This window comes from Gordonia polyisoprenivorans (assembly GCF_017654315.1).
GTDB classification, from domain to species: domain Bacteria; phylum Actinomycetota; class Actinomycetes; order Mycobacteriales; family Mycobacteriaceae; genus Gordonia; species Gordonia polyisoprenivorans_A.
The window spans coordinates 1,631,017-1,651,323 of record NZ_CP072203.1 but is presented as its reverse complement, the minus strand read 5'-3'; the positions used below and the strand labels follow the sequence as shown (position 1 = coordinate 1,651,323).

15 protein-coding genes, 1 tRNA gene and 1 pseudogene are annotated in these 20,307 nt (G+C 67.4%); 7 read left to right on the top strand and 10 right to left on the bottom strand.

Annotation, left to right across the window (positions count from 1 at the left end):
- Window positions 1-18 precede the first annotated feature (18 nt).
- A complete protein-coding gene (locus J6U32_RS07505) occupies window positions 19-804 on the top strand; it encodes a LamB/YcsF family protein (RefSeq protein WP_208794376.1) in 786 nt (261 codons plus the stop codon).
- Between the two features lie 4 nt (window positions 805-808).
- Here the strand turns inward: J6U32_RS07505 and rlmB are convergent, their stop codons facing one another.
- The 5 genes from rlmB to J6U32_RS07480 are packed head-to-tail and all read right to left on the bottom strand — an operon-like array spanning window position 809 to window position 4,874.
- Complete coding sequence (rlmB, locus tag J6U32_RS07500) at window positions 809-1,759, bottom strand: 23S rRNA (guanosine(2251)-2'-O)-methyltransferase RlmB (RefSeq protein ID WP_208794374.1); 951 nt, start codon at window positions 1,757-1,759, stop codon at window positions 809-811.
- Window positions 1,760-3,154, bottom strand: a complete 1,395-nt coding sequence (cysS, locus tag J6U32_RS07495; RefSeq protein WP_208794372.1) for a cysteine--tRNA ligase — start codon at window positions 3,152-3,154, stop codon at window positions 1,760-1,762.
- An 11-nt stretch (window positions 3,155-3,165) separates the two neighbouring features.
- Window positions 3,166-3,648 carry a 2-C-methyl-D-erythritol 2,4-cyclodiphosphate synthase gene (gene ispF, locus J6U32_RS07490; RefSeq protein ID WP_208794370.1) on the bottom strand — a complete coding sequence of 161 codons (483 nt, stop codon included), beginning with the start codon at window positions 3,646-3,648 and terminating at the stop codon, window positions 3,166-3,168.
- Window positions 3,645-4,373: a 2-C-methyl-D-erythritol 4-phosphate cytidylyltransferase gene (gene ispD, locus J6U32_RS07485; protein WP_244332677.1), complete on the bottom strand. Its 729-nt coding sequence runs from the start codon at window positions 4,371-4,373 to the stop codon at window positions 3,645-3,647. Before ispD ends, ispF begins: the two co-directional genes overlap by 4 nt.
- 12 nt (window positions 4,374-4,385) lie before the next feature.
- Window positions 4,386-4,874: a CarD family transcriptional regulator gene (locus tag J6U32_RS07480; protein ID WP_006372593.1), complete on the bottom strand. Its 489-nt coding sequence runs from the start codon at window positions 4,872-4,874 to the stop codon at window positions 4,386-4,388.
- A gap of 374 nt (window positions 4,875-5,248) precedes the next feature.
- Between J6U32_RS07480 and J6U32_RS07475 the strand changes: the two genes are divergently transcribed.
- The 4 genes from J6U32_RS07475 to nrfD all read left to right on the top strand — a co-directional run bounded on the left by J6U32_RS07475 (window position 5,249) and on the right by nrfD (window position 11,604).
- On the top strand, window positions 5,249-5,983 hold the full coding sequence (locus tag J6U32_RS07475; protein WP_208794368.1) for a hypothetical protein: 735 nt from the start codon (window positions 5,249-5,251) through the stop codon (window positions 5,981-5,983).
- A gap of 133 nt (window positions 5,984-6,116) precedes the next feature.
- Window positions 6,117-9,437: a formate dehydrogenase gene (gene fdh, locus J6U32_RS07470; RefSeq protein ID WP_208794367.1), complete on the top strand. Its 3,321-nt coding sequence runs from the start codon at window positions 6,117-6,119 to the stop codon at window positions 9,435-9,437.
- On the top strand, window positions 9,438-10,487 hold the full coding sequence (locus J6U32_RS07465) for a 4Fe-4S dicluster domain-containing protein (protein ID WP_208794365.1): 1,050 nt from the start codon (window positions 9,438-9,440) through the stop codon (window positions 10,485-10,487).
- 7 nt (window positions 10,488-10,494) lie between these two features.
- Complete coding sequence (nrfD, locus tag J6U32_RS07460; RefSeq protein WP_208794363.1) at window positions 10,495-11,604, top strand: NrfD/PsrC family molybdoenzyme membrane anchor subunit; 1,110 nt, start codon at window positions 10,495-10,497, stop codon at window positions 11,602-11,604.
- On the opposite strand, the gene J6U32_RS07455 is transcribed toward nrfD, so the two are convergent.
- Window positions 11,588-12,367 carry a GGDEF domain-containing protein gene (locus J6U32_RS07455; protein WP_244332675.1) on the bottom strand — a complete coding sequence of 260 codons (780 nt, stop codon included), beginning with the start codon at window positions 12,365-12,367 and terminating at the stop codon, window positions 11,588-11,590. The genes nrfD and J6U32_RS07455 overlap by 17 nt on opposite strands.
- A gap of 488 nt (window positions 12,368-12,855) precedes the next feature.
- Window positions 12,856-13,854 (bottom strand): selenide, water dikinase SelD, encoded by a 999-nt coding sequence (gene selD / locus J6U32_RS07450; protein WP_208794361.1) that lies wholly within the window; start codon window positions 13,852-13,854, stop codon window positions 12,856-12,858.
- 338 nt (window positions 13,855-14,192) lie between these two features.
- Between selD and J6U32_RS07445 the strand changes: the two are divergent.
- Window positions 14,193-15,483, top strand: a pseudogene (locus J6U32_RS07445) (DUF222 domain-containing protein).
- Between the two features lie 380 nt (window positions 15,484-15,863).
- Here the strand turns inward: J6U32_RS07445 and J6U32_RS07440 are convergent.
- The 3 genes from J6U32_RS07440 to J6U32_RS07430 all read right to left on the bottom strand — a co-directional run bounded on the left by J6U32_RS07440 (window position 15,864) and on the right by J6U32_RS07430 (window position 18,831).
- Window positions 15,864-17,408, bottom strand: coding sequence for a carboxylesterase/lipase family protein (locus J6U32_RS07440; RefSeq protein WP_208794359.1), 1,545 nt, complete (start codon window positions 17,406-17,408; stop codon window positions 15,864-15,866).
- A gap of 2 nt (window positions 17,409-17,410) precedes the next feature.
- Window positions 17,411-18,634, bottom strand: coding sequence for an arginine deiminase (locus tag J6U32_RS07435; protein WP_208794357.1), 1,224 nt, complete (start codon window positions 18,632-18,634; stop codon window positions 17,411-17,413).
- Between the two features lie 125 nt (window positions 18,635-18,759).
- A tRNA-Thr gene (locus J6U32_RS07430) sits at window positions 18,760-18,831 on the bottom strand.
- Between the two features lie 4 nt (window positions 18,832-18,835).
- Between J6U32_RS07430 and J6U32_RS07425 the strand changes: the two genes are divergently transcribed.
- Window positions 18,836-20,263, top strand: a complete 1,428-nt coding sequence (locus J6U32_RS07425; RefSeq protein WP_208794355.1) for a threonine/serine ThrE exporter family protein — start codon at window positions 18,836-18,838, stop codon at window positions 20,261-20,263.
- Window positions 20,264-20,307: the final 44 nt, after the last annotated feature.

Sequence of the window (20,307 nt, the reverse complement as noted above, 5' to 3'; positions counted from 1 at the left end):
CGAATCTACAATGCGGCAGTGACGTCGAACACTGCGCGTGTGGCCGCCGGGCAAGAGGTCGGGCGGTCGGTCGACCTCAACGCCGACCTCGGCGAGGGCGTCGGCGACGACGAGGCGATGCTGGCGATCGTGACCAGTGCCAACGTCGCCTGCGGCTTCCACGCGGGCACCCCCGCCGAGCTGCGCGCGACGTGCCGCGGGGCCGCGGTGTCCGGGGTGCGCGTCGGTGCGCAGGTCTCCTACCCCGACCGCTCCGGATTCGGGCGGCGCTTCATGGACATCGCCCCGGCGGAGCTCACCGCCGACATCCTCTACCAGATCGGCGCACTGCAAGGGCTCGCGAGATCCGTCGGGGTCGAGGTCACCTACGTCAAACCCCATGGGGCGCTGTATAACTCGATCGTGCACCACACCCGGCAGGCCGATGCCGTCATCGACGCGTTGCGTGAGCTCGGCGCCACCCTGCCGTTGATGGGTCTCGCAGGATCGCCTGTCCTGCACCGCGCCCGCGACGCGGGGCTCCCCGTCATCGCCGAGGCGTTCGCCGACCGCGCCTACACCCCCGACGCCACCCTGGTACCGCGCACCGAACCGGGCGCCGTGCTCACCGACAGTGGCGAGATCGCGCAGCGCGTCGTACGGCTCGTGTCCGAGGGCACCGTGGTGGCCGTCGATGGTTCGGTGCTGCGCGTCGACGCCGAGTCGATCTGTCTGCACGGCGACACCCCCGGCGCCGTCGGACATGCCCGCGAGGTGCGGGAAGCGTTGCGGCTGGCCGGGATTCGGGTCAGCGCCGGGTCATAGCGCGTTACGTCAGGCGCCGCTGCCGTGCGAATTCGGCGAGCACGACGCCCGCGGCCACCGACGCGTTGAGGCTCTCGACGTCGCCGGCCATCGGGATGGACAGGATCGAGTCGCAGGTCTCGCGCACCAGCCGCGACAGCCCCTTGCCCTCGGAACCGACGACGATGACGGTGGGCCCGGTGCCGTCGTAGGCGTCGAGCGTCACGTCCCCCTCCGCGTCGAGACCGACGAGCTGCGCACCCGACTGCGCCCAATCCTTGAGCGTACGAGTCAGATTCGGCGCCTGCGCGACGGGCAGCCGGGCCGCCGCACCCGCCGAGGTCCGCCACGCCACCGCGGTCACCGAGGCGCTGCGCCGCTGCGGGATGAGCACCCCGTGGCCGCCGAAGGCGGCGACGGATCGGATGACCGCACCCAGGTTGCGGGGGTCGGTGATGTTGTCGAGTGCCACCAGCAGCGGCGGGGTGCCGCTGTCGAGGGCATCGCGCATCAGATCGTCGGGGTGGACGTAGCTGTATTCGGGGACCTGCAGGGCGATGCCCTGGTGCATACCGTTGGCCGACAACCGATCCAGCTCACCCTTGCCCACCTCGAGGATCGAGATGGCGCGGTCGGCGGCCAGCTTGACCGCCTCGGCGACCCGGTCGTCGGGATCACTGCCGGTGACGACGTAAAGGGCGGTCGCCGGCACGTCGGCACGCAGGCACTCGACGACGGGGTTGCGACCCAGGACGTACTCGGGTCCGTCGTCCTTGCGCGACCTCGGTCGTCCCGCAGTGGTTTTCGCGGCTGCCTTGGCACGCTTGTGCGCCGGATGGTACGGACGGTCCACGGCTTTCGGGGTGGCCCCACGCCCTTCGAGTCCGCGGCGTCGCTGACCGCCGGAGCCGACGGTCTGCCCCTTCTTGCTGCCGTCCTTGCGTACGGCGCCTTTGCGTTTCGAGTTGCCCGCCATCTACTCCCGGCCTTTCAAGCTCCATTGTGCCCCGTCGGGGGTGTCGGTCACCTCGATACCGGCCTGCGCCAGTCGATCCCGTACCGCGTCGGCGGTGGCCCAGTCCTTGTCGGCGCGCGCCTGCGACCGTCGGGCCAGTTCGGCCTGCACGAGCACGTCGAGTGCCGACGTGGCCGCCGAGTCGTCGGCGGCATCGGAATGCCAGTGCGGGTCCAGCGGATCGACACCCAGGATGCCCGTCATGGCCCGCACCGCCGATGCCGCGGCCAAGGCCCCGGGCCCGTCGCCGCCTTCGAGGGCGGTGTTGCCCTGGCGCACGGTGTTGTGCACGACGGCCAGCGCCGCCGGCACACCCAGATCGTCGTCGAGGGCGGCCGCGAACTCGGCGGGCACCTCACCCACACCGACCTCGGCCACCCGCGAATGTACGCGCTCGACAAAGGATTCGACGCGTCGATAGCCCGCGGCCGCCTCGGTCAGGGCGCCGTCGGAGTATTCCAACATCGAGCGGTAGTGCGCGCTACCGAGGTAGTAGCGCAATTCCACCGGCCGCATGCGCGCGAGCATCGCCGGGATCGACACCACGTTGCCCAACGACTTGCTCATCTTCTCCCCGCCCATGGTCACCCAGCCGTTGTGCAGCCAGTACCGGGCGAACGGGTCGCCGGCGCCGTGTGCCTGCGCGATCTCGTTCTCGTGGTGAGGAAAGATGAGATCCATTCCGCCGCAGTGGATATCGAACTCCGCGCCGAGCAGCGAGGTGGCCATCGCCGAGCACTCGAGGTGCCAGCCCGGACGCCCGGCACCCCATGGGGTGGGCCAGAACGGCTCGTCGGGTTTGGCCGCCTTCCAGAGCGTGAAATCGCGCGGGTCGCGTTTGCCGGTGCCCGCGCTCTCGCCCTGATGGACGTCGTCGAGTTTGTGACCCGAGAGCGCGCCGTACTCGGGCAGGCTGCGCACGTCGAAATAGACGTTGCCGTCGGCGGCGTAGGCGTGGCCGCGTTCGATGAGACGCTCCATGTAGGTGACCATCTGCGTGACGAATCCGGTGGCCCGCGGTTCCCCCGACGGCGGCAGCACGCCGAGCGCGTCATAAGCCGCGGAGAACTCCCGCTCGTGGGTGGCCGCCCACTCCCACCACGGGCGTCCGGCCTCGGCGGCCTTGCGCAGGATCTTGTCGTCGACGTCGGTCACGTTGCGGACGAACAGCACGTCGTCGCCGCAGTGCAGCAACCAGCGGCGCAGGATGTCGAAGGCGATGCCGCTGCGGACGTGACCGATGTGCGGAACTCCCTGGACGGTGGCGCCACACAGGTAGATCGACACGTGCCCGGTGTGCAGGGGCACGAAGTCGCGTACCTCCCGGGTGGCGGTGTCATACAGGCGCAGGGTCACGACGTGCGATTCTACCCGGCGGCGCGAGCCGAACCGTCGTCGACCAGCGCCGTGGCCACCGCGGCGATACCCTCGCCCCGTCCGGTCATGCCGAGCCCGTCGGTGGTGGTCGCCGACACCGACACCGGTGCGCCGAGCGCGGCCGAGAGCACCTCTTGCGCCTCGGCGCGCCGCGGGCCGATCTTGGGACGATTGCCGATGATCTGCACGGCACCGTTGACGACGCGCAACCCCGCCTGCGACACCAGCTCGGCGACATGGGTGAGCATCTGCACACCGGACACGCCCTCCCATTCGGGGCGGCCCGTCCCGAACACGGAGCCGACATCGCCGAGTCCGGCCGCCGAGAGCACCGCGTCGCACAGCGCGTGGGCGCCGACGTCACCGTCGGAGTGGCCCTCGCAGCCGGCGTCGTCGGGGAAGTGCAGCCCCACCATCCAGCATGGCGCGCCCGACTCGACGCGATGGGCATCGGAGCCGATTCCGACCCTCATGTGACGACCTCTCCGGAGTCCAGGATCTGACGGATGACCCGTAGGTCCCAGGGGGTGGTGATCTTCATGGCCATCGGATGGCCCTCGACGACACACACCGGGATCCCGATGCGTTCGGCCAGACCGGCGTCGTCGGTGGCCAGGCCCTCGTCGTCGGCATGTGCGGCGACGAGCGCCTCGCGGGTGAAGCCCTGCGGGGTTTGGATCGCGCGAAGCAGATCTCGATCGACCGTCGTGGTGACCCGTGCGAGATCGGTGTCGAACTGCTCGATCTGTTTGAGCGTGTCGGCCACCGGAATCCCGGGGATCACGGCGCGATGTCCGGCACGGATCGCGTCGATGACCCGACGGAATACGCCGGCCGGGGTGAGTGGACGAGCGGCGTCGTGCACCAGGATGATCCCGGCGTCACCGGCCGCGGCGAGTCCGGCACGCACCGAGGTGGAACGATGCGCACCTCCGGCGACCACCTCGACGTGCGGCGGCAAAAGCAATCGTGCCCGACCGACGAGGTCGGCGGGCACGACAACCACCACATGAGCATCGAGATCGAGAACCTGATCAACACACCGTTCGAGAATGGTGCGCCCATGGAGATCCACAAAAGCCTTGGGAATCGACTCACCGAGCCGAGTTCCCGAACCGGCGGCCGGAATGATCACGCAGACCTGCGAGTTCACACGGCTGTCCTGGGCCGACGACGCCGACCCGGGTGTTGCGGTCACAGCAGACGACGTCTACGACGCCGCGGCGAGAACCTCGTCGAGAATGCTCGTGGCCTTCTCGTCGTCGGTGTTCTGAGCAAGCGAGAGCTCGTCGACGAGGACGCGACGAGCGCGGGTCAGCATGCGCTTCTCGCCTGCCGACAGTCCACGGTCCTGTTCACGACGCCACAGGTCGCGGACGATCTCGGCGACCTTGATGATGTCGCCGGAGATGAGCTTTTCTTGGTTGGCCTTGAACCGGCGAGCCCAGTTGGTGGGCTCCTCGGTGTGCGGGGCGCGCAAAACCTGGAAAACCTGATCGAGCCCCTCCTCGCCGACAACGTCACGCACGCCGACGTACTCGAGCTTGGATGAGGGAATCTGGACGGTCATGTCACCATCGGCAACCTTGAGAACCAGGTATTCGATCTGTTCGCCCTTGATGGTCCGAATCACGATGTCTTCGACCCGAGCAGCACCGTGATGGGGATAGACAACGGTGTCGCCAACTTTGAAATTCAATGTTCCGTGCCCCTTTCGAGTATGGCCAGTCTAACACGGGCGCCCCAGACGGCCCAGACAACGGTGCAGGTCAAGGCCATGATGGGTGCTCGGCCTCGGCGTTTGGGCAGGTGAGGCACCACCCCTTAGCAAGCGTGTCGCCTCTGCGCAAGCGCGGCATCCACAGCCACACTCGCGCCCGCTGTCCGGGTCCGCTCCGTCGGCGACCTCGACGCGACACGGGCCAATCTGGCACCCCGCCGGGATTTTGTGACGCGCGCCCACTACGCTGCGTAGTGCAGCGTTCGTTCACTGCGTTTATGCGTTCGACTACCTGGGAGGAACGGGTGTCCGTGCCAACTCGACTTCGGCGACGACCTTCGACTGCACGACGCTTGGCGTCGGCGACCGCCATCGCGGCTGCGGGCGTCGCCATTGCGCTGGGCACCACCGGTTGTGGTGCGGGACAGATCGCGCAGACCTCCAACATGATGCCCGGGGTCAACGGTGGCGAGGCCACCGCGACCTGGGACAAGGTCGAGATCCGCAACCTCCAGGTGGTCTACCCGGCCGATCAGGCCGACACCGTGTTCGACAAGGGCGGGCCGTTCGAGGTGTCGTTCACCATCGCCAACAGCAGCCCCACCAAGACCTACAAGCTGACGAAGATCGCCGTGTCCCAGCAGGGTGCACCGTCCTCGGCGACGGTCACCATCACCGGCGAGCCGACCATCGCGCCCGGACAGGCAGTGCGCGCGGGCAACCCGGCAAACGTCCTGCCGGACGGCTCGGAGCCGAGCGCCTCCGACGAGTCGCAGAGCAGCACGGCATCGACCACTGCGGAGGCTGGCAGCACCGAGTCCAGCGCGACCACGACCAGCGCAGCCCGGCCGACCTCCGTGCTGCTCGGTGAGTCGGCGATGATGGCCGAACTCGACGGCGCCGGCAAGGCGGTCGCGCCGGGACTGACCACCGAACTCACCTTCTACTTCCAGGTGCAGGACGACAACGGCAACTGGGTCGACGCCGGCACCATCAAGGCCGATGCCGCGGTCGACGCGACCACCCTGGAAACCCGGGTCGATGAGCCGCGCGGCGGCCATGAGGCCGAGGGCGAAGGCGGGCACTGACGCTCGTCCCGGGCGAGAGCGCCGGGCAAGAGGCGCAGACAGATTCGCGGGCCGCACCCTTTCGAGGGTGCGGCCCGCAGTCTTTTCCGCGGGCGTGCGCGGACGTCGACGCCGACGGTCTAGACTCGCCTTCGTGCCCTCCTTCCGCCCACTGGAGTGGCCGGTGTTCCGCCAGCTGCGCACCGGCGACAGGTTCGGCCGGGGTCCGGCCGTGCAGTCGGCGCAGACGCGCGACCTGACACCGCGCACCGCCGACGCCGACGAGGTCGTGCAAAGTGTCTGCCCGTTCTGCGCTGTCGGATGTGGGCAGAAGGTCTATGTGAAGGACGGCCGGGTCATCCAGATCGAAGGTGACCCCGACTCCCCCATCTCGCGCGGACGGCTGTGCCCCAAGGGCGCGTCGAGTGAGCAACTGGTCAACAATCCGATGCGGCAGACCACGATTCGCTATCGGGCGCCGTATGCCACGGACTGGACCGACCTCGACCTCGACACCGCGATCGACATGATCGCCGACCGCTTCGTCGAGTCCCGTCGACGCACGTGGCAGGACACCGACGAGCAGGGCCGGATACTGCGCCGCACGATGGGTATCGCCTCGCTGGGCGGGGCGACGCTGGACAACGAAGAGAACTATCTGATCAAGAAGCTCTTCACCGCGGCCGGTGCCATCCAGATCGAGAACCAGGCGCGTATATGACACTCCGCCACGGTTCCCAGTCTGGGGACCTCGTTCGGACGCGGCGGCGCCACCCAGTCCTTGCAGGACATGGCCAATGCGGATTGCATCGTGCTCATCGGCGGCAACATGGCCGAGGCACACCCGGTGGGCTTCCAGTGGGTGGTCGAGGCACGCGCGCGTGGCGCTCGGGTGATCCACGTCGATCCCCGCTTCACCCGCACCTCGGCCAACGCCGACAAGCACATCTCGATCCGTGTGGGCTCCGACGTCGTGCTGCTCGGTGGGCTGATCAACTACATGCTCACCCATGAGCGGTACTTCCGGGAGTACGTCGTGGCCTACACCAACGCCGCGACGCTGGTGACCGAGGACTACCGCGACACCGAGGATCTCGGCGGTCTGTTCTCCGGGTTCGATCCCGACACCGGCACCTACGATCCGACGACATGGGCCTACGACGACCCGTCCGACGGCAAGGTCGCCTCGCCCGACGGCCACGAGCACGGGGCGTCGGCCTCGGCCCGCGCCGCCGGCGACGAACACGGTTCGGGCGGCCCACCCCTCGAGCACGCGCGGGTACGCCGTGACGAGTCGTTGACCCACCCGCGCAGCGTCTTCCAGATCCTCACACGCCATTTCGCCCGGTACACACCGGAAATGGTGCGCGACATGTGCGGCATCTCGATCGCCGACTTCACTTATCTGGCCGAGGCGATTGCCGACAACTCCGGACGCGAGCGCACCACCTGCTTCGGCTACGCGACCGGCTGGACGCAGCACACCCTCGGGGTGCAGTTCATCCGTACCGCGGCGATCCTGCAGTTGTTGATGGGCAACGTCGGTCGGCCCGGCAGCGGGATCATGGCGTTGCGCGGGCACGCCAGCATCCAGGGGTCGACCGACATCCCGACGCTGTTCAACCTGTTGCCCGGTTACCTGCCGATGCCGTCGGTCGGTAAGCACGACACCCTCGCCGATTACCTTGCCGCCGTGGGTTCCCCACAGCAGAAGGGGTTCTGGGCCTACGCCGACACCTACATGATCAGCTTGCTCAAGGCCTGGTTCGGTGACACGGCGACCGCCGAGAACGACTGGGCCTACGATCTCCTGCCACGTCTGTCCGGTCCCGCGGGGACCTATCAGACGACCGTCGACATGCTCGCCGGCAAGGTCGAGGGCTACTTCGTGCTCGGGCAGAATCCGGCCGTCGGGTCGGCCAACGGCCGCCAGCAGCGAATGGCGATGTCGAAGCTGAAGTGGATGGTGGTCCGCGACCTCAACATGATCGAGTCGGCCACCTGGTGGCGCGACGGACCCGAGATCGCCTCGGGTGAACTACGCACCGCCGACATCGGCACCGAGGTGTTCTTCATGCCCGCGGCCACCCACGTGGAGAAAGCCGGATCCTTCACGCAAACACAGCGAATGGTGCAGTGGCGCCACCAGGCCGTATCGCCGCCCGGGCAGACGCAGAGCGAGTTGGACTTCTTCTACGAGCTCGGCCGGCGTATCCGGGAACGGCTGGCCGACTCGACCGACGAACGCGACCGTGCGCTGCTCGATCTGACGTGGGACTACCCGCTCGACGAGCACGGCAACCCGGAGCCGGAGGCGGTGCTCTCGGAGATCAACGGGTACTTCACCTCCGGGCCGCACGCAGGCGAGAACCTCACGTCGTACACGCAGATGGCGGCCGACGGATCGACCGCGGGTGGTTGCTGGATCTACACCGGTGTGTATGCGCACGCCACCAATCAGGCGGCCCGCCGGGTACCGCAGGGCGGCGATTCGGTCAGCCAGCACGAGTGGGGTTGGGTGTGGCCGGCCGATCGGCGCATCCTCTACAACCGCGCGTCCGCCGACCCCGACGGCCGGCCGTGGAGTGAGCGCAAACGCTACATCTGGTGGGATGCCAAGGCCCGCAGGTGGACCGGCGACGACGTGCCCGACTTCCCGGTCGACAAGGCGCCCGACGCGCGGCCCGATCCGAACCTCGGCGGTGCCGAGGGACTCGCCGGTGACGACCCGTTCATCATGCAATCCGACGGCAAGGCATGGCTGTTCGCGCCGAAGGGGCTCGTCGACGGACCGCTGCCCGCACACTACGAGCCGCACGAGTCGCCGGTGGCCAACGCCCTGTATCCGCAACAGCAGGCGCCGGCGCGGATCACGTTCGCGCGCAAGGACAATCTGGGTGCGCCGAGCGCCGGTGACCGGGGCGACGAGGTCTACCCGTTCGTGTTCACCACCTACCGACTGACCGAGCACCACACGGCCGGCGGGATGAGCCGGTGGTCGCCGTTCCTGGCCGAGCTGCAACCGGAGTTGTTCTGTGAGGTGTCACCGGAATTGGCGGCCGCGCGTGGACTGGTGAACGAGGGGTGGGCGACGATCATCTCGCCCCGCTCGGCGATCGAGGCGCGGGTACTGGTGACCGATCGGATGACGCCGCTGCGCATCAACGGCCGTGAGGTGCACCAGGTGGGCCTGCCGTATCACTGGGGTCAGGGCGGCGACGCCGTCGTCACCGGCGACGCGGTGAACGACCTCCTCGGCGTCACCCTCGACCCCAATGTGCAGATCCAGGAGTCGAAGGTGGCCTCCTGCGACGTGATCGCGGGCCGGCGCCCACAAGGTCCCGCGCTGCTCGACCTCGTGCGCCGCTACCAGGAACGCGCCGGGGTCACCGTGGAGACCGACAACACCCGGATCACCGACCCGGCACACGAAACGGTGTATCCCGAACCCGGCGAACCAGGGAGGTCTGACTAGATGGGCCAATTGTCCGGACCGACCGACCCGACCGCGGACGCCCACTGGGGCGATCGCGAACGGCCACGGAAGGGATTCTTCACCGACACCTCGATCTGTATCGGCTGTAAGGCATGTGAGGTCGCCTGCAAGGAGTGGAACGGAAATCCTCGCGACGGTGATCTCGAGTTGACCGGGATGTCCTACGACAACACCGTCGCCCTCGGCGCGAGTACCTGGCGGCACGTCGCCTTCATCGAGCAGAACCGCGAACAGATCAGTGCCGCACGTGAATCCGGCCGCGCACTCACCGATCTGGGGATGCCCGCGGTGCCGGGCGCCGCCGGGGCACCGACGTCGACCGACAACCCGCGGGAGGTCGGTGAGGTGCAGGGGGTCGCCGGTGTACAGGCTGATGTCGGTCCGCCGGATACCCCCGAGTTCCGGTGGCTGATGTCCTCGGATGTGTGCAAGCACTGCACGCATGCCGGATGTCTGGACGTCTGCCCCACTGGCGCGTTGTTCCGCACCGAATTCGGGACGGTCGTCGTACAACACGACGTGTGCAACGGATGCGGAACCTGTGTTGCCGGTTGCCCGTTCGGGGTCGTCGAACGCCGCTCGGACGGCACCGTCGAACCCACCACCCGCGAGGGCCAGCGCAAGGGTGAGCAGCCCCCGGTGCCCAAACGTGGTGTCGCACAGAAGTGCACGCTCTGCTATGACCGTCTCGTCGACGACGAGACCCCGGCCTGCGCCAAGACCTGCCCCACCACCTCCATCAAATTCGGCGACCACGACGACCTCATCGACGCCGCGCATGAACGGGTGGCACATCTGCACGCACAGGGCATGACCGAGGCACGGCTGTACGGGGCGAACACCAACGACGGCGTCGGCGGTACCGGGTCGGTGTTCCTGCTGCTCGACGAACCCGAGGTGTACGGGCTGCCGCCGGACCCGCGGGTGTGCACCGCCGACCTGCCCAGCATGTATCGGCGTGCCGGGGTCGCAGCCATGGGAATGCTTGCCGCCGCAGCGGTCTCATTCCTCACCGGGCGCGGGCGGTGAGCACCCGATGACCTCCGAGTACGACGCACTGCGTCCGCCGGAGCCGCCACGACGCCGCGACCGCATCCGCAATCGGGTCGCGCGGCGACGGCGTGGCGCCGGCGGGACCGACGGGTCGCGTGAGATGTCGATGGTGCCCGACGCCGAGTTCGAGAAACTCACCGGCGAGGGCTACTACGGCCATCCGGTGGTCAAACCCCCGCCGTGGGGCGACGAGATCGCGCTGTATCTGTTCCTCGGTGGCATCGGCGGCGGGTCGGGTGTGCTGGCTGCAGGAGCCCAACTGACCGGGCGGGATACGTTGCGCCGCAACGCCCGGCTGGGCGGTCTGGCGGCGGTGGGGCTGGGTGCGGTGGCCTTGGTCGCCGACCTGGGTCGGCCGGACCGGTTCTACAACATGTTGCGGACCTTCAAGGTCACCTCCCCGATGAGCGTCGGATCGTGGATTCTCACCGCCTTCTCGGGCGGCATCGGGGTGGCCGCCGCCGCCGAGGTGGACCGGATGACCGGTGAGCGACTTCCGTTGGGGCCGTTGCGGACGGTGCTGCGTCTGGGAGAGGCTCCCGCCGGTCTCGTCGGTGGCGCGTTCGGGCCGCTGCTCGCCGTGTACACCGCAGTCCTGCTGGGCGACACCGCCACTCCCACATGGAATGCGATGCACCGCGATCTGCCGTTCGTGTTCGTCAGTTCGGCGAGTCTGGCGGCGAGCGGACTGGCGATGGTCACCACGCCGGTAGCCGAGGCGCGACCGGGCCGCCGCCTCGCCATCGTCGGCGTTTTCGCCGATGTGGCGGCGACCCGACTCATGGAACATCGCATGGATTCGGTTGCGGCCGAACCACTTCACCACGGCCGGCCCGGTACGCTCATGCGCTGGGCGGAGCGGCTCGCCGTCGTCGGCGGTATCGGCGCACTGTTCTCGGAACGGTCCCGCACGGCGTCGGCGGCCTCGGGTGTTACGTTGCTGGCGGCGTCGGCCTGTACCCGCTTCGGCGTCTTCCACGCGGGCATCGAATCGGCAAAAGATCCGCGCTACACCATCATTCCGCAGAAGCGCCGCCTGGCGGCCCGCCGCGCGGCGGGCATCACCGACGATTCGATCACCACGGGTTACTGACACCGTGGGTCAGGCTCGGCGCCGGCCACTGCCCATTGAGGTGGTGCCGACTCGGGTACTGCGGTGAGCAGATGAACCTATTGCCACCCTGGCGTTTCGCCTCGTACATGGCCAGATCCGCGTCGCGGAGGAGATCGTGGAGATTCCACGACGCGGCGGGCGCACCGGCCACCCCGACACTGATGGTCACCGGCGGCGGCGCATGTGCGTGGACATCACGGCAGAGGTCGGCGGCGATCCGGCATCCGTCGTCGATGTCGCCGTCCAGGACGACGACGAATTCCTCGCCACCGATCCGCGCGGCGATCGTGGCCCGGCCGGCGACCTCCGCCCGCGCCGCAACGTCGGCGATCCGGTTCGCGATCTGCACCAGCACCAGATCCCCGAGTTGATGACCTCGGGTGTCGTTGATCCGCTTGAACTCGTCGACGTCGATCATGATCATCGCGACCCGACCAGTGGTGCTCTGCAGGCGTGGTGCGAACCGTGCCAGCCCACGCCGATTGACCAAGCGAGTCAACGGATCATGTTGGGCGACCATCGCGTCGCCGCCCAGGCGCCAGAACATGAACTGCGCCATCGGGAGCACGAACAGGACGTGAGCAACCGGGGCAACGCCCTTCGACACCGCCAACGCCAGGTGCCCGGCACCGGGCTCGTCCGCCATCCGGATGACGATCGCACACATGACGATCGCAGCGAAGACGGCATGCAGCGCGTGGACCGCCGACGCGCAGTAGAACGCTGCCAGCACACTGACCACGAGGAACACCGAGGTGAGGTGCCAGCGAGTCCGAGCGCGGGATCGGGATGACTCATGCACGCCAGTGCGATGATCACGGCGGTGACCACGAGGATGATGGCCTCGCTGCGTCGACGCGGCGGCAACACCCACCAGCGCACGACGTAGGTGGCCCCGAGCACCACGCCGACCGCGAGCAGCGAGCGAACCACGTCGGTATATTCCCCGGCAGGGCTGAACACACCCCGGCGGCGGCGATCGTCATGATCAGCGTCCCGAGAGAAAAACTGAGCTGCTCGAGACGCATGTGGCCGATCCGCTCCCAGAACGGCAATCCCCACTCGACCTCACCATCACCGACAAACCATGATGCGAACGTCGAAGTGGGCGTGTTCAACCCATCTGGTACCCGCTTCCACCGAAATACCTGCGGACCGCGCGTACGACGCGCCGAGCGGGCGCACGTGGGTCCAAAGACCCCTTCTCCGCATCCGGAGATTCTCGGAGCCTCAGCGCACGCGGATTCCCGCACCGACCACGGTCTCACCGATCACCGGAAAACCCGGCACTTCACCGATCAGCAGAAGTCCGCCAGAGGTTTGTGCGTCGGCGAGGAACAGCAGATCGTCGTCGGTGACGCCGCCCGCGGCGTCGAGATGCGGCCGCACCCAATCGAGGTTCCGTCGGGTACCGCCGGACACGAATCCGTCGCGCAGTGCCTCGAGTGCGCCGTCGATAGCGGGCACGGCCGCCCGATCGATGACGGCACCCACCCCCGATGCACGCGCCAGCTTGTGTAGGTGTCCGAGCAGCCCGAAACCGGTCACGTCGGTCCCGGCGCGCACCCCGGCCGCCAGCGCCGCCTGCGAGGCGGCGTCGTTGAGCGCGGTCATCGTCGCGATCGCAGCCTCGAAGACCTCACCGGTCTGCTTGTGACGATTGTTGAGCAGCCCGACGCCGATCGGTTTGGTCAGGGTGATCGGCAATCCCGCCACCGCGGCGTCATTGCGGATCAGCCGGGCCGGGTCCGCGGTTCCGGTCACGGCCATCCCGTACTTGGGCTCGGGATCATCGATGCTGTGTCCGCCGATCACCGGACATCCCGCCCGCCCGGCCACGTCGAGACCACCCCGCAGCACCTCGGTCAGTAACTCCATCGGCAGCGTATCCCGGGGCCAGCCAACGAGATTGATCGCCACGACGGGTCGGCCACCCATGGCGTAGATGTCCGACAACGCATTTGCGGCGGCAATGGCGCCCCACGTGAGCGCGTCGTCGACGACCGGGGTGAAGAAGTCGGCGGTCGACAGCACGGCGAGATCGTCACGCACCCGAACCGCGGCGGCGTCATCGCCGTCGTCGAGACCAACCAGGATGTCCTCCCCCACCTGCCCGGTCAGCCCGGCCACCGCGGCCTCCAACTCGCCCGGCGGGATCTTACACGCGCACCCGCCGCCGTGCGCGAACCCCGTCAGCCGCAACGCCCCGATGTCATCCACAGCGCTCATGCCCCGATGCTACGGCAATGGACAAAGGCACCCTCCCATTGGTCGAGCACCCTCCCCGATCGACGGGGAACCGTTCTACCCGACGCTCGAGAACCCTTCCCCCCGATGGTCGAGGTGCGAGCCGCGTGCGGCGAGCCTCGAGACCCGGCGAGAAAACAAGCCTCCCAACCACATCCATCAACCACAGCGAAACCCACACCCCTACCACGCCGTACCGACAGAAATTCGGCGCCGAAACACTTTGTCCACAAGCAGAATTGATCAAAATACCCCCTGCGTCGAACATGCTGTCCCGTAGACTGGACCCATCACACCGATCAGCCACCGGGGAGGGGCCCATGATCGAATCCACTACAGTCCTTGACACCGAATCCGTTGATGCCGAAGCAGTCTTCGCCGCCACCGTCACCCAACTCAGCGACCTGCAATGCAACCCGGACATGACCGGACCCCAAGCCTTCGGCGCGATGAAACAAGTCCTGCTACTCCGCAATCTGGTCGATCACCACGCCACCACCCTCGCCGGCGAACTGGACCGACTGGGGGTGGCCGACCCAAGACCACCCGGCTGCGAGAACTGTTGATCAGCATGGGTTTCGCGCCCTCGGTCGCAGGTCGGTACGTGCGAATCTCGGCCACCACCGACATTGATCTACTGCTCGCACATGCTGCTGACGGGCCCATCTCCTCCGAACACACCGACGCGATCGTGCGCGGGTTGGCGCACATCGACACCCGCTGCCCCGAACCTATGGACACCGTCCAGCGGTGCGAGTTTCTGCGGAAGCTGCTGTCGCACTATTTCGCCGGCTTCACCCCCGCCGAGATCAACCTCTACGCGCGGCAACTCGGTAACGAGCTCGCCGCGGAGACCCCCGGCGGGTTACCTGCCGCCGAGGACAAGCGAATCAACTCCTACACCGACCGCATCACCGACGACGGACGGCTGGAAATCTCAGCGAACCTCGACACCATCGCCGGCGAAAAAACCCGCACCCTGATGGAAACCCTGTCGGCGCCAAGCCTCAACCCGACGGCTCCCCCGACCCGCGCACACCCGAACAGATCTGCGCCGCCGCGTTCGAAACGATCGTCGAACTCGCGGCACAAGGATTGGCCGACACCACCTTCTCGGCCACACCCACCAACGGACTGTTGTGGACCTGGTCAGCCGACAACCCGGCACTCGGTGGGGAGTTGCAGAACATGGGTGCCATCACCGAAGCCACCGCGAAACTGCCGTCGTGTGACACCACCATCACCACGATCATGCTCGACCCCCACGGTGTACCGCTCAGTGTTGGCGAAGCAAAACGCTTCTTCACCCCCGGACAACGCAAAGCACTACTCGTCCGGGATCGTGGATGCATCAAATGCGGTGCCCACGCCGGACGCTGCCAAGCACACCATGTGCACCACTGGGCCGACGGCGGTCCCACCGACCTCGACAACGGCTGCCTCCTGTGCTCCAGCTGCCACGACGACGTCCACCACCACCACGGCTGGGACATCATCATCGGCTTCGACCGACACCCCTGGCTCATCCCACCCGCCAGCATCGACCCGAAACGACAACCCGTGCCGTCCTACCACCGACGCACTATGCGCCTCGACGACACCGCAGCCTGACCTACCCTGCCCCACAACCTGAATCCCCTGCACCCGGCATCGCCGGGACCGCATCTGTTGTTTGAGAACTCCATGGAGAAATCCCCGCCCGATGGTCGAGGTGTTCGAGCGTCCGTGGCCCGGAAACCCGTCAGCACAAGGGGTCTCGAGGCTCGTCGCTAACGCTCCTCGGCACCTCGACCACCGGGATGGGAAGGGCCCGTCCATCGGGTAGGTCGGCCACCGGGCGGGAAGGGCGTCAGCATCCGATTGTCAGGCGGGGAAAGGCGCGAGCATTCTTCGATGGCGAGTCGCCTTCCCCCGCTGGTCGAGGTGCGAGCCGCGTGCGGCGAGCCTCGAGACCACCTGCACCAGAGCTGGATTCAGCTCACAGCGCTACCTCAACGGAAGGCGAGGATGTCGTTGCCCCAGGTGGCGCGGAGGTTGTCGTCGAGCCCTTGGACGACGCGATCGTCCTCGTCGATCACCAGGGAATGACGATCGTCGCTGCGATATCGGGGCCACGAGGGCGTCGGACCCGAGTCGAGCCGGACGTCGGGAACACCTTCTCGCACAAACGATCCCCATCGACCGAGGAGGCGTTCGGCAATCTTTTCACCGGTTGCCCGTCCGCCCAGCTTGTAGGTGATGTCCTTGCGTCCGGCGGGCAGATTGCCCCAAGTGTAGTTGAGCTCTGTGCCGTGCGTGGCGCCGAGGCGCAGTACACGGAACATCCTGGGAGCCCAGTCGAATCGGTACATGTACACCGGCGCCACCTCGGCGTGCGCGTCGGCCACCCACAACGTCGGCATCCGGAAAGCCAAGTCCCGCGCAATCCCGAGCCCGGCGGCTTTGGCCTTTCGTGGATACGCCGCGAGTACGGTGCGCTCATCGGGTACACGGAGTTCGGGTTGTTCGAGCGCGATCCGCTCGAACATGGTGCGGATCGTCGGCAGATCGATCGGCATCAACGGGGACTTCATGTAACGGAAAAGCGCGGACTCGTCGCGGTTCGTTCCGATCAGCAGCGGCACCGGGATCGATTCACCGGCCCGGTACACGTCGATCGGATGATGCGGAACCAGATCCCCGTCGACCGTGACCGTGAAGGCCAGTATTCCCGGATTCTCTTGCGGCACTTCGGCGAAGACCTGCATCTGCGCGTCGACAAACTGCGCCGACGACGCCGAGCGCAGATCGCCGGGAATAGCGGCGGCGATACGCTCGGAGACAATCCCCATCCGCTGCGCCGAGGCGACCGCCGTCGCCGGTGAACTCTGGGCGATCGCCCGATGGAACAGTCCGCGCGCGGCCGGGATCGTGAGCAGCGTGGTGACGATCCCACCGCCAGCCGACTCGCCGGCCACCGTCACCTGCGCCGGGTCGCCACCGAACCCGGAGATGTTGTCGCGTACCCACGTCAACGCGGCCAACACATCCGACAACGCGACATTGGTTTCCACGCCGTCGATCACCGGCCCCATGTCGGCGAAGCCGAAGGCGCCGACGCGGTAGTTGATCGTCACCACAACGACGTCACGCTGTGCGGCCATCCGGGTGCCGTCGTACAGCGGTTGGCTGCCGGACCCGAAAACGTAGGCGCCACCATGTACCCACACGATCACCGGTCGCGGTGAGTCGGCGCCGGCCACCGGGGCCCATACGTTGAGGAACAGACAGTCCTCGTCCATCACCGGATCACTACCCAGACCGATCGCCGGATTGCGCGACTGCGGGCATACCGCACCGAACCGGTCGGCGTCGACGACCCCAGTATGCGGAGTCGCCGGACGCGCACGACGCCATCGATTCTCACCCACGGGTGGCGCGGCGTACCGGATGCCCTTCCACAGTTGAATCCAGTGGTCACGAACACCGCGATAGGCGCCCGAGGTGGTCTCCACCACCGGAGCCGAAGAGTCGCCGCCGCCCTGTGTGTCACTCATGCTCAGGCCTCACGCTCAATCGGACAGGACATGCACCGCGGCCCGCCTCGACCACGCCCGAGCTCCGACCCCGACATGGCGATAACCTGAATACCGTTGTCACCCAGATACTTGTTGGTCGTGACATTGCGCTCGTACCCGACCACGACACCCGGCGACACGGTCAAGAAGTTGTTGCCGTCGTCCCACTGCGCCCGGGCCGCCTCGAGCCGATCGATCGGCGCCTTGAGAACCCGCAACGTGTCCACCCCGAGCGCCTCGGCCACCACGGCGAACAACTCGGCATTCTCGGTCACGGTGAAGTGGCCCTGGTCATTTCGCGGGACCAGAGTGTAGGAGCGCAACGTATCCGGCAGATACGGGTAGACACTGAACGCGTCGCGATCGACCTGGGTCATGGCGGTGTCGAGATGCATGAACGCCCGCTCCATCGGGAGTTCGACGACGATGACCTTGTCGACGGCCCCCGACTTGAACAGGTTTTCGGCGAGTACCTCGATGCCCTGCGGGGCGGTGCGTTCACTCATGCCGACCATCACCGTGCGGTTGCCGATGACGAGAATGTCCCCGCCCTCGATGGTGGCCGGTGTATGCCGCATCGGATCGTTGCCGTTGTAGAAGGCGAACTCCTCCGCGGTGAACATCGGATGGAAGTTGTAGATCAACCGCGAGTTGATGGTCTCGCGTTGTCGTGCCGGTTTGGCCATCGGGTTGAGGTTGACCCCGGCATAGATCCACGCCGAATTGTCGCGCTGGAAAAGGTGATTGGGCAGCGGCGCGAGGAGGAAGCCGTCGTCGTCGAGGCTGTGGAGCAGCAGGCTCGACACGCCACCGAGGTGTGGCGCCGCCTCTCGCTTGAGCATGCCGCCGATCAACAACTCGGCCAGCTGATCGGGTGTGCGCTCGTCGAGCAACTCCTGCAGTGGTCCGTCGAGTTCGGTACCGAACTGGGTTTCGGTGATCAGCTCGGCCGCCAGCTCATCGCGCGCACCGCCCTGGGCGAGCGCCTCGGCGAGCAGGTCCTGGTAGAGATGCACCGTCACCCCGAGGTCGCGCAGGATCTGCTGGAACTGCTCGTGCTCCTCCTGCGCCTTCTCGGCCCACATAACGTCGTCGAACAGCAGTCCCTTGACGTTGTCGGGTGTGAGGCGCAACAACTCGATCCCGGGCTTGTGCAGGATGACCTGGGTGAGCGTCCCCACTTCGGAGTCGACGTGGAAAGTCATACGCGAACTCTAATCGCGCACACAGGCCGGCGCGGGACGATGGCAACTCGACGACATCCACTGCGCACCCACCCACACCGACGGCCCGTCCGAAATCACACCGGACGGGCCGCGGTCTGCAGGCGAGCCCCCTGTCAGGATTGAACTGACGACCGCTCGCTTACAAGGCGAGTGCTCTACCACTGAGCTAAGGAGGCATGCTTGCGCGAGTATATCCGCCGCACCGCCCGCCGCCTCATCGGCACCAGCCAGGCCACGATCGACACCATCGAGCCCGGCAGCATCATGGTGGCGCCCCGGCGCCCGATCGATCGGTTCGACGTCGGGGCCATCACCGAGGTGCTCGACCTGGCGACCAAGATCGGCGCGGTGCTACTCGACTCGGGAACCGGCGCGATCGACACCGGTAGCCAGATCCAGTTCGTCGCGAACATCTACGGCATCGAGGACGTCGATGTGGATGTCACCTACAACACCATCGTCGTCAGTGCCCGACGCGGTGCGACGTTGCCGCCGATCACGACGATGGAGACCGTCCACTACCGTTCGCTGGACTTCACCCGACTCGCGCAGGTCGACAAACTCATCCGCCGCATCCGGGATTCGGCGATCACCCCGGCCACCGCGCACCGGATGGTCGACGCGATCATCGCCGCCCCACACCCTTACCCGTACAAGGTCGCGACTCTCGCGTGGGGCCTGATGGCCGCAGGCATCAGCGTGCTGCTCGGCGGTGGTCCGCTGATCGCGCTGTTGGCGTTCGTGACGACCGGGGTCACCGTCACCATCAATCGGCTGCTCAATCGGATCGGCACCCCGATCTTCTTCCAACAGGTCACCGGCGGCTTCATCGCGGTGGTACCGGCGGCGCTGGTGTTCGAGGGCGGCGAGAAACTCGGGATCGAGATCATGCCGTCCCAGGTCATCGCTGCGGGCATCGTCGTGCTGCTGTCTGGGCTGTCGCTGGTGGGCTCGGTGCAGGATGCCATCACCGGCGCACCGATCACCGGTGTCGCCCGCTTCTTCGAGCTGTTGCTGATGACCGGTGGCATCATCGCCGGCGTCGGCATGGCGCTGCGGATGCTGTCGGCGGTCGGCATCTATCTGCCCGCCATCACCACCACCACCGAGTTCGCCGCCGTCGACATCCCCGCGCGCGTGGCCGCGGGCGCCTTCGCCGCATTCGCGTTCGCGTTGGCCTGTTACGCCGAGCGGCGCGCGCTGCCGGTCGCCTTCATCTCGGGCGTGATCGGTGTCGGCGTGGCCGCGGGCGCCTCGTTCATCCCGGTCGGCGACGTCATCGGGTCCGGTTTGGCCGCGGTCTGCATCGGCATGCTCGGCGGTCTGCTGGCCCGCCGCGCACTCACCCCACCACTGGTCGTCGCGGTTGCCGGTATCACGCCCCTGCTGCCGGGTCTCGCCGTCTACCGCGGTCTGTACGGGCTGCTCAACGATCAGACCCTCGACGGACTCACCTGGGCGGGCAGCGCCCTGGGCGTGGGCTGCGCGCTGGCCGCGGGGGTGACCCTCGGCGAGTTCATCGCCCGCACACTGCGCCGGCCCCAGATCGTCCGGCCCGAATGGGCACACCGGCGCCGCCTGCGCCGACGCCGCCGGATCGAGTGGTGACCGCGAAGCCCTCAGCGGGTGACCGGGTACCATGGGAGGTCGCG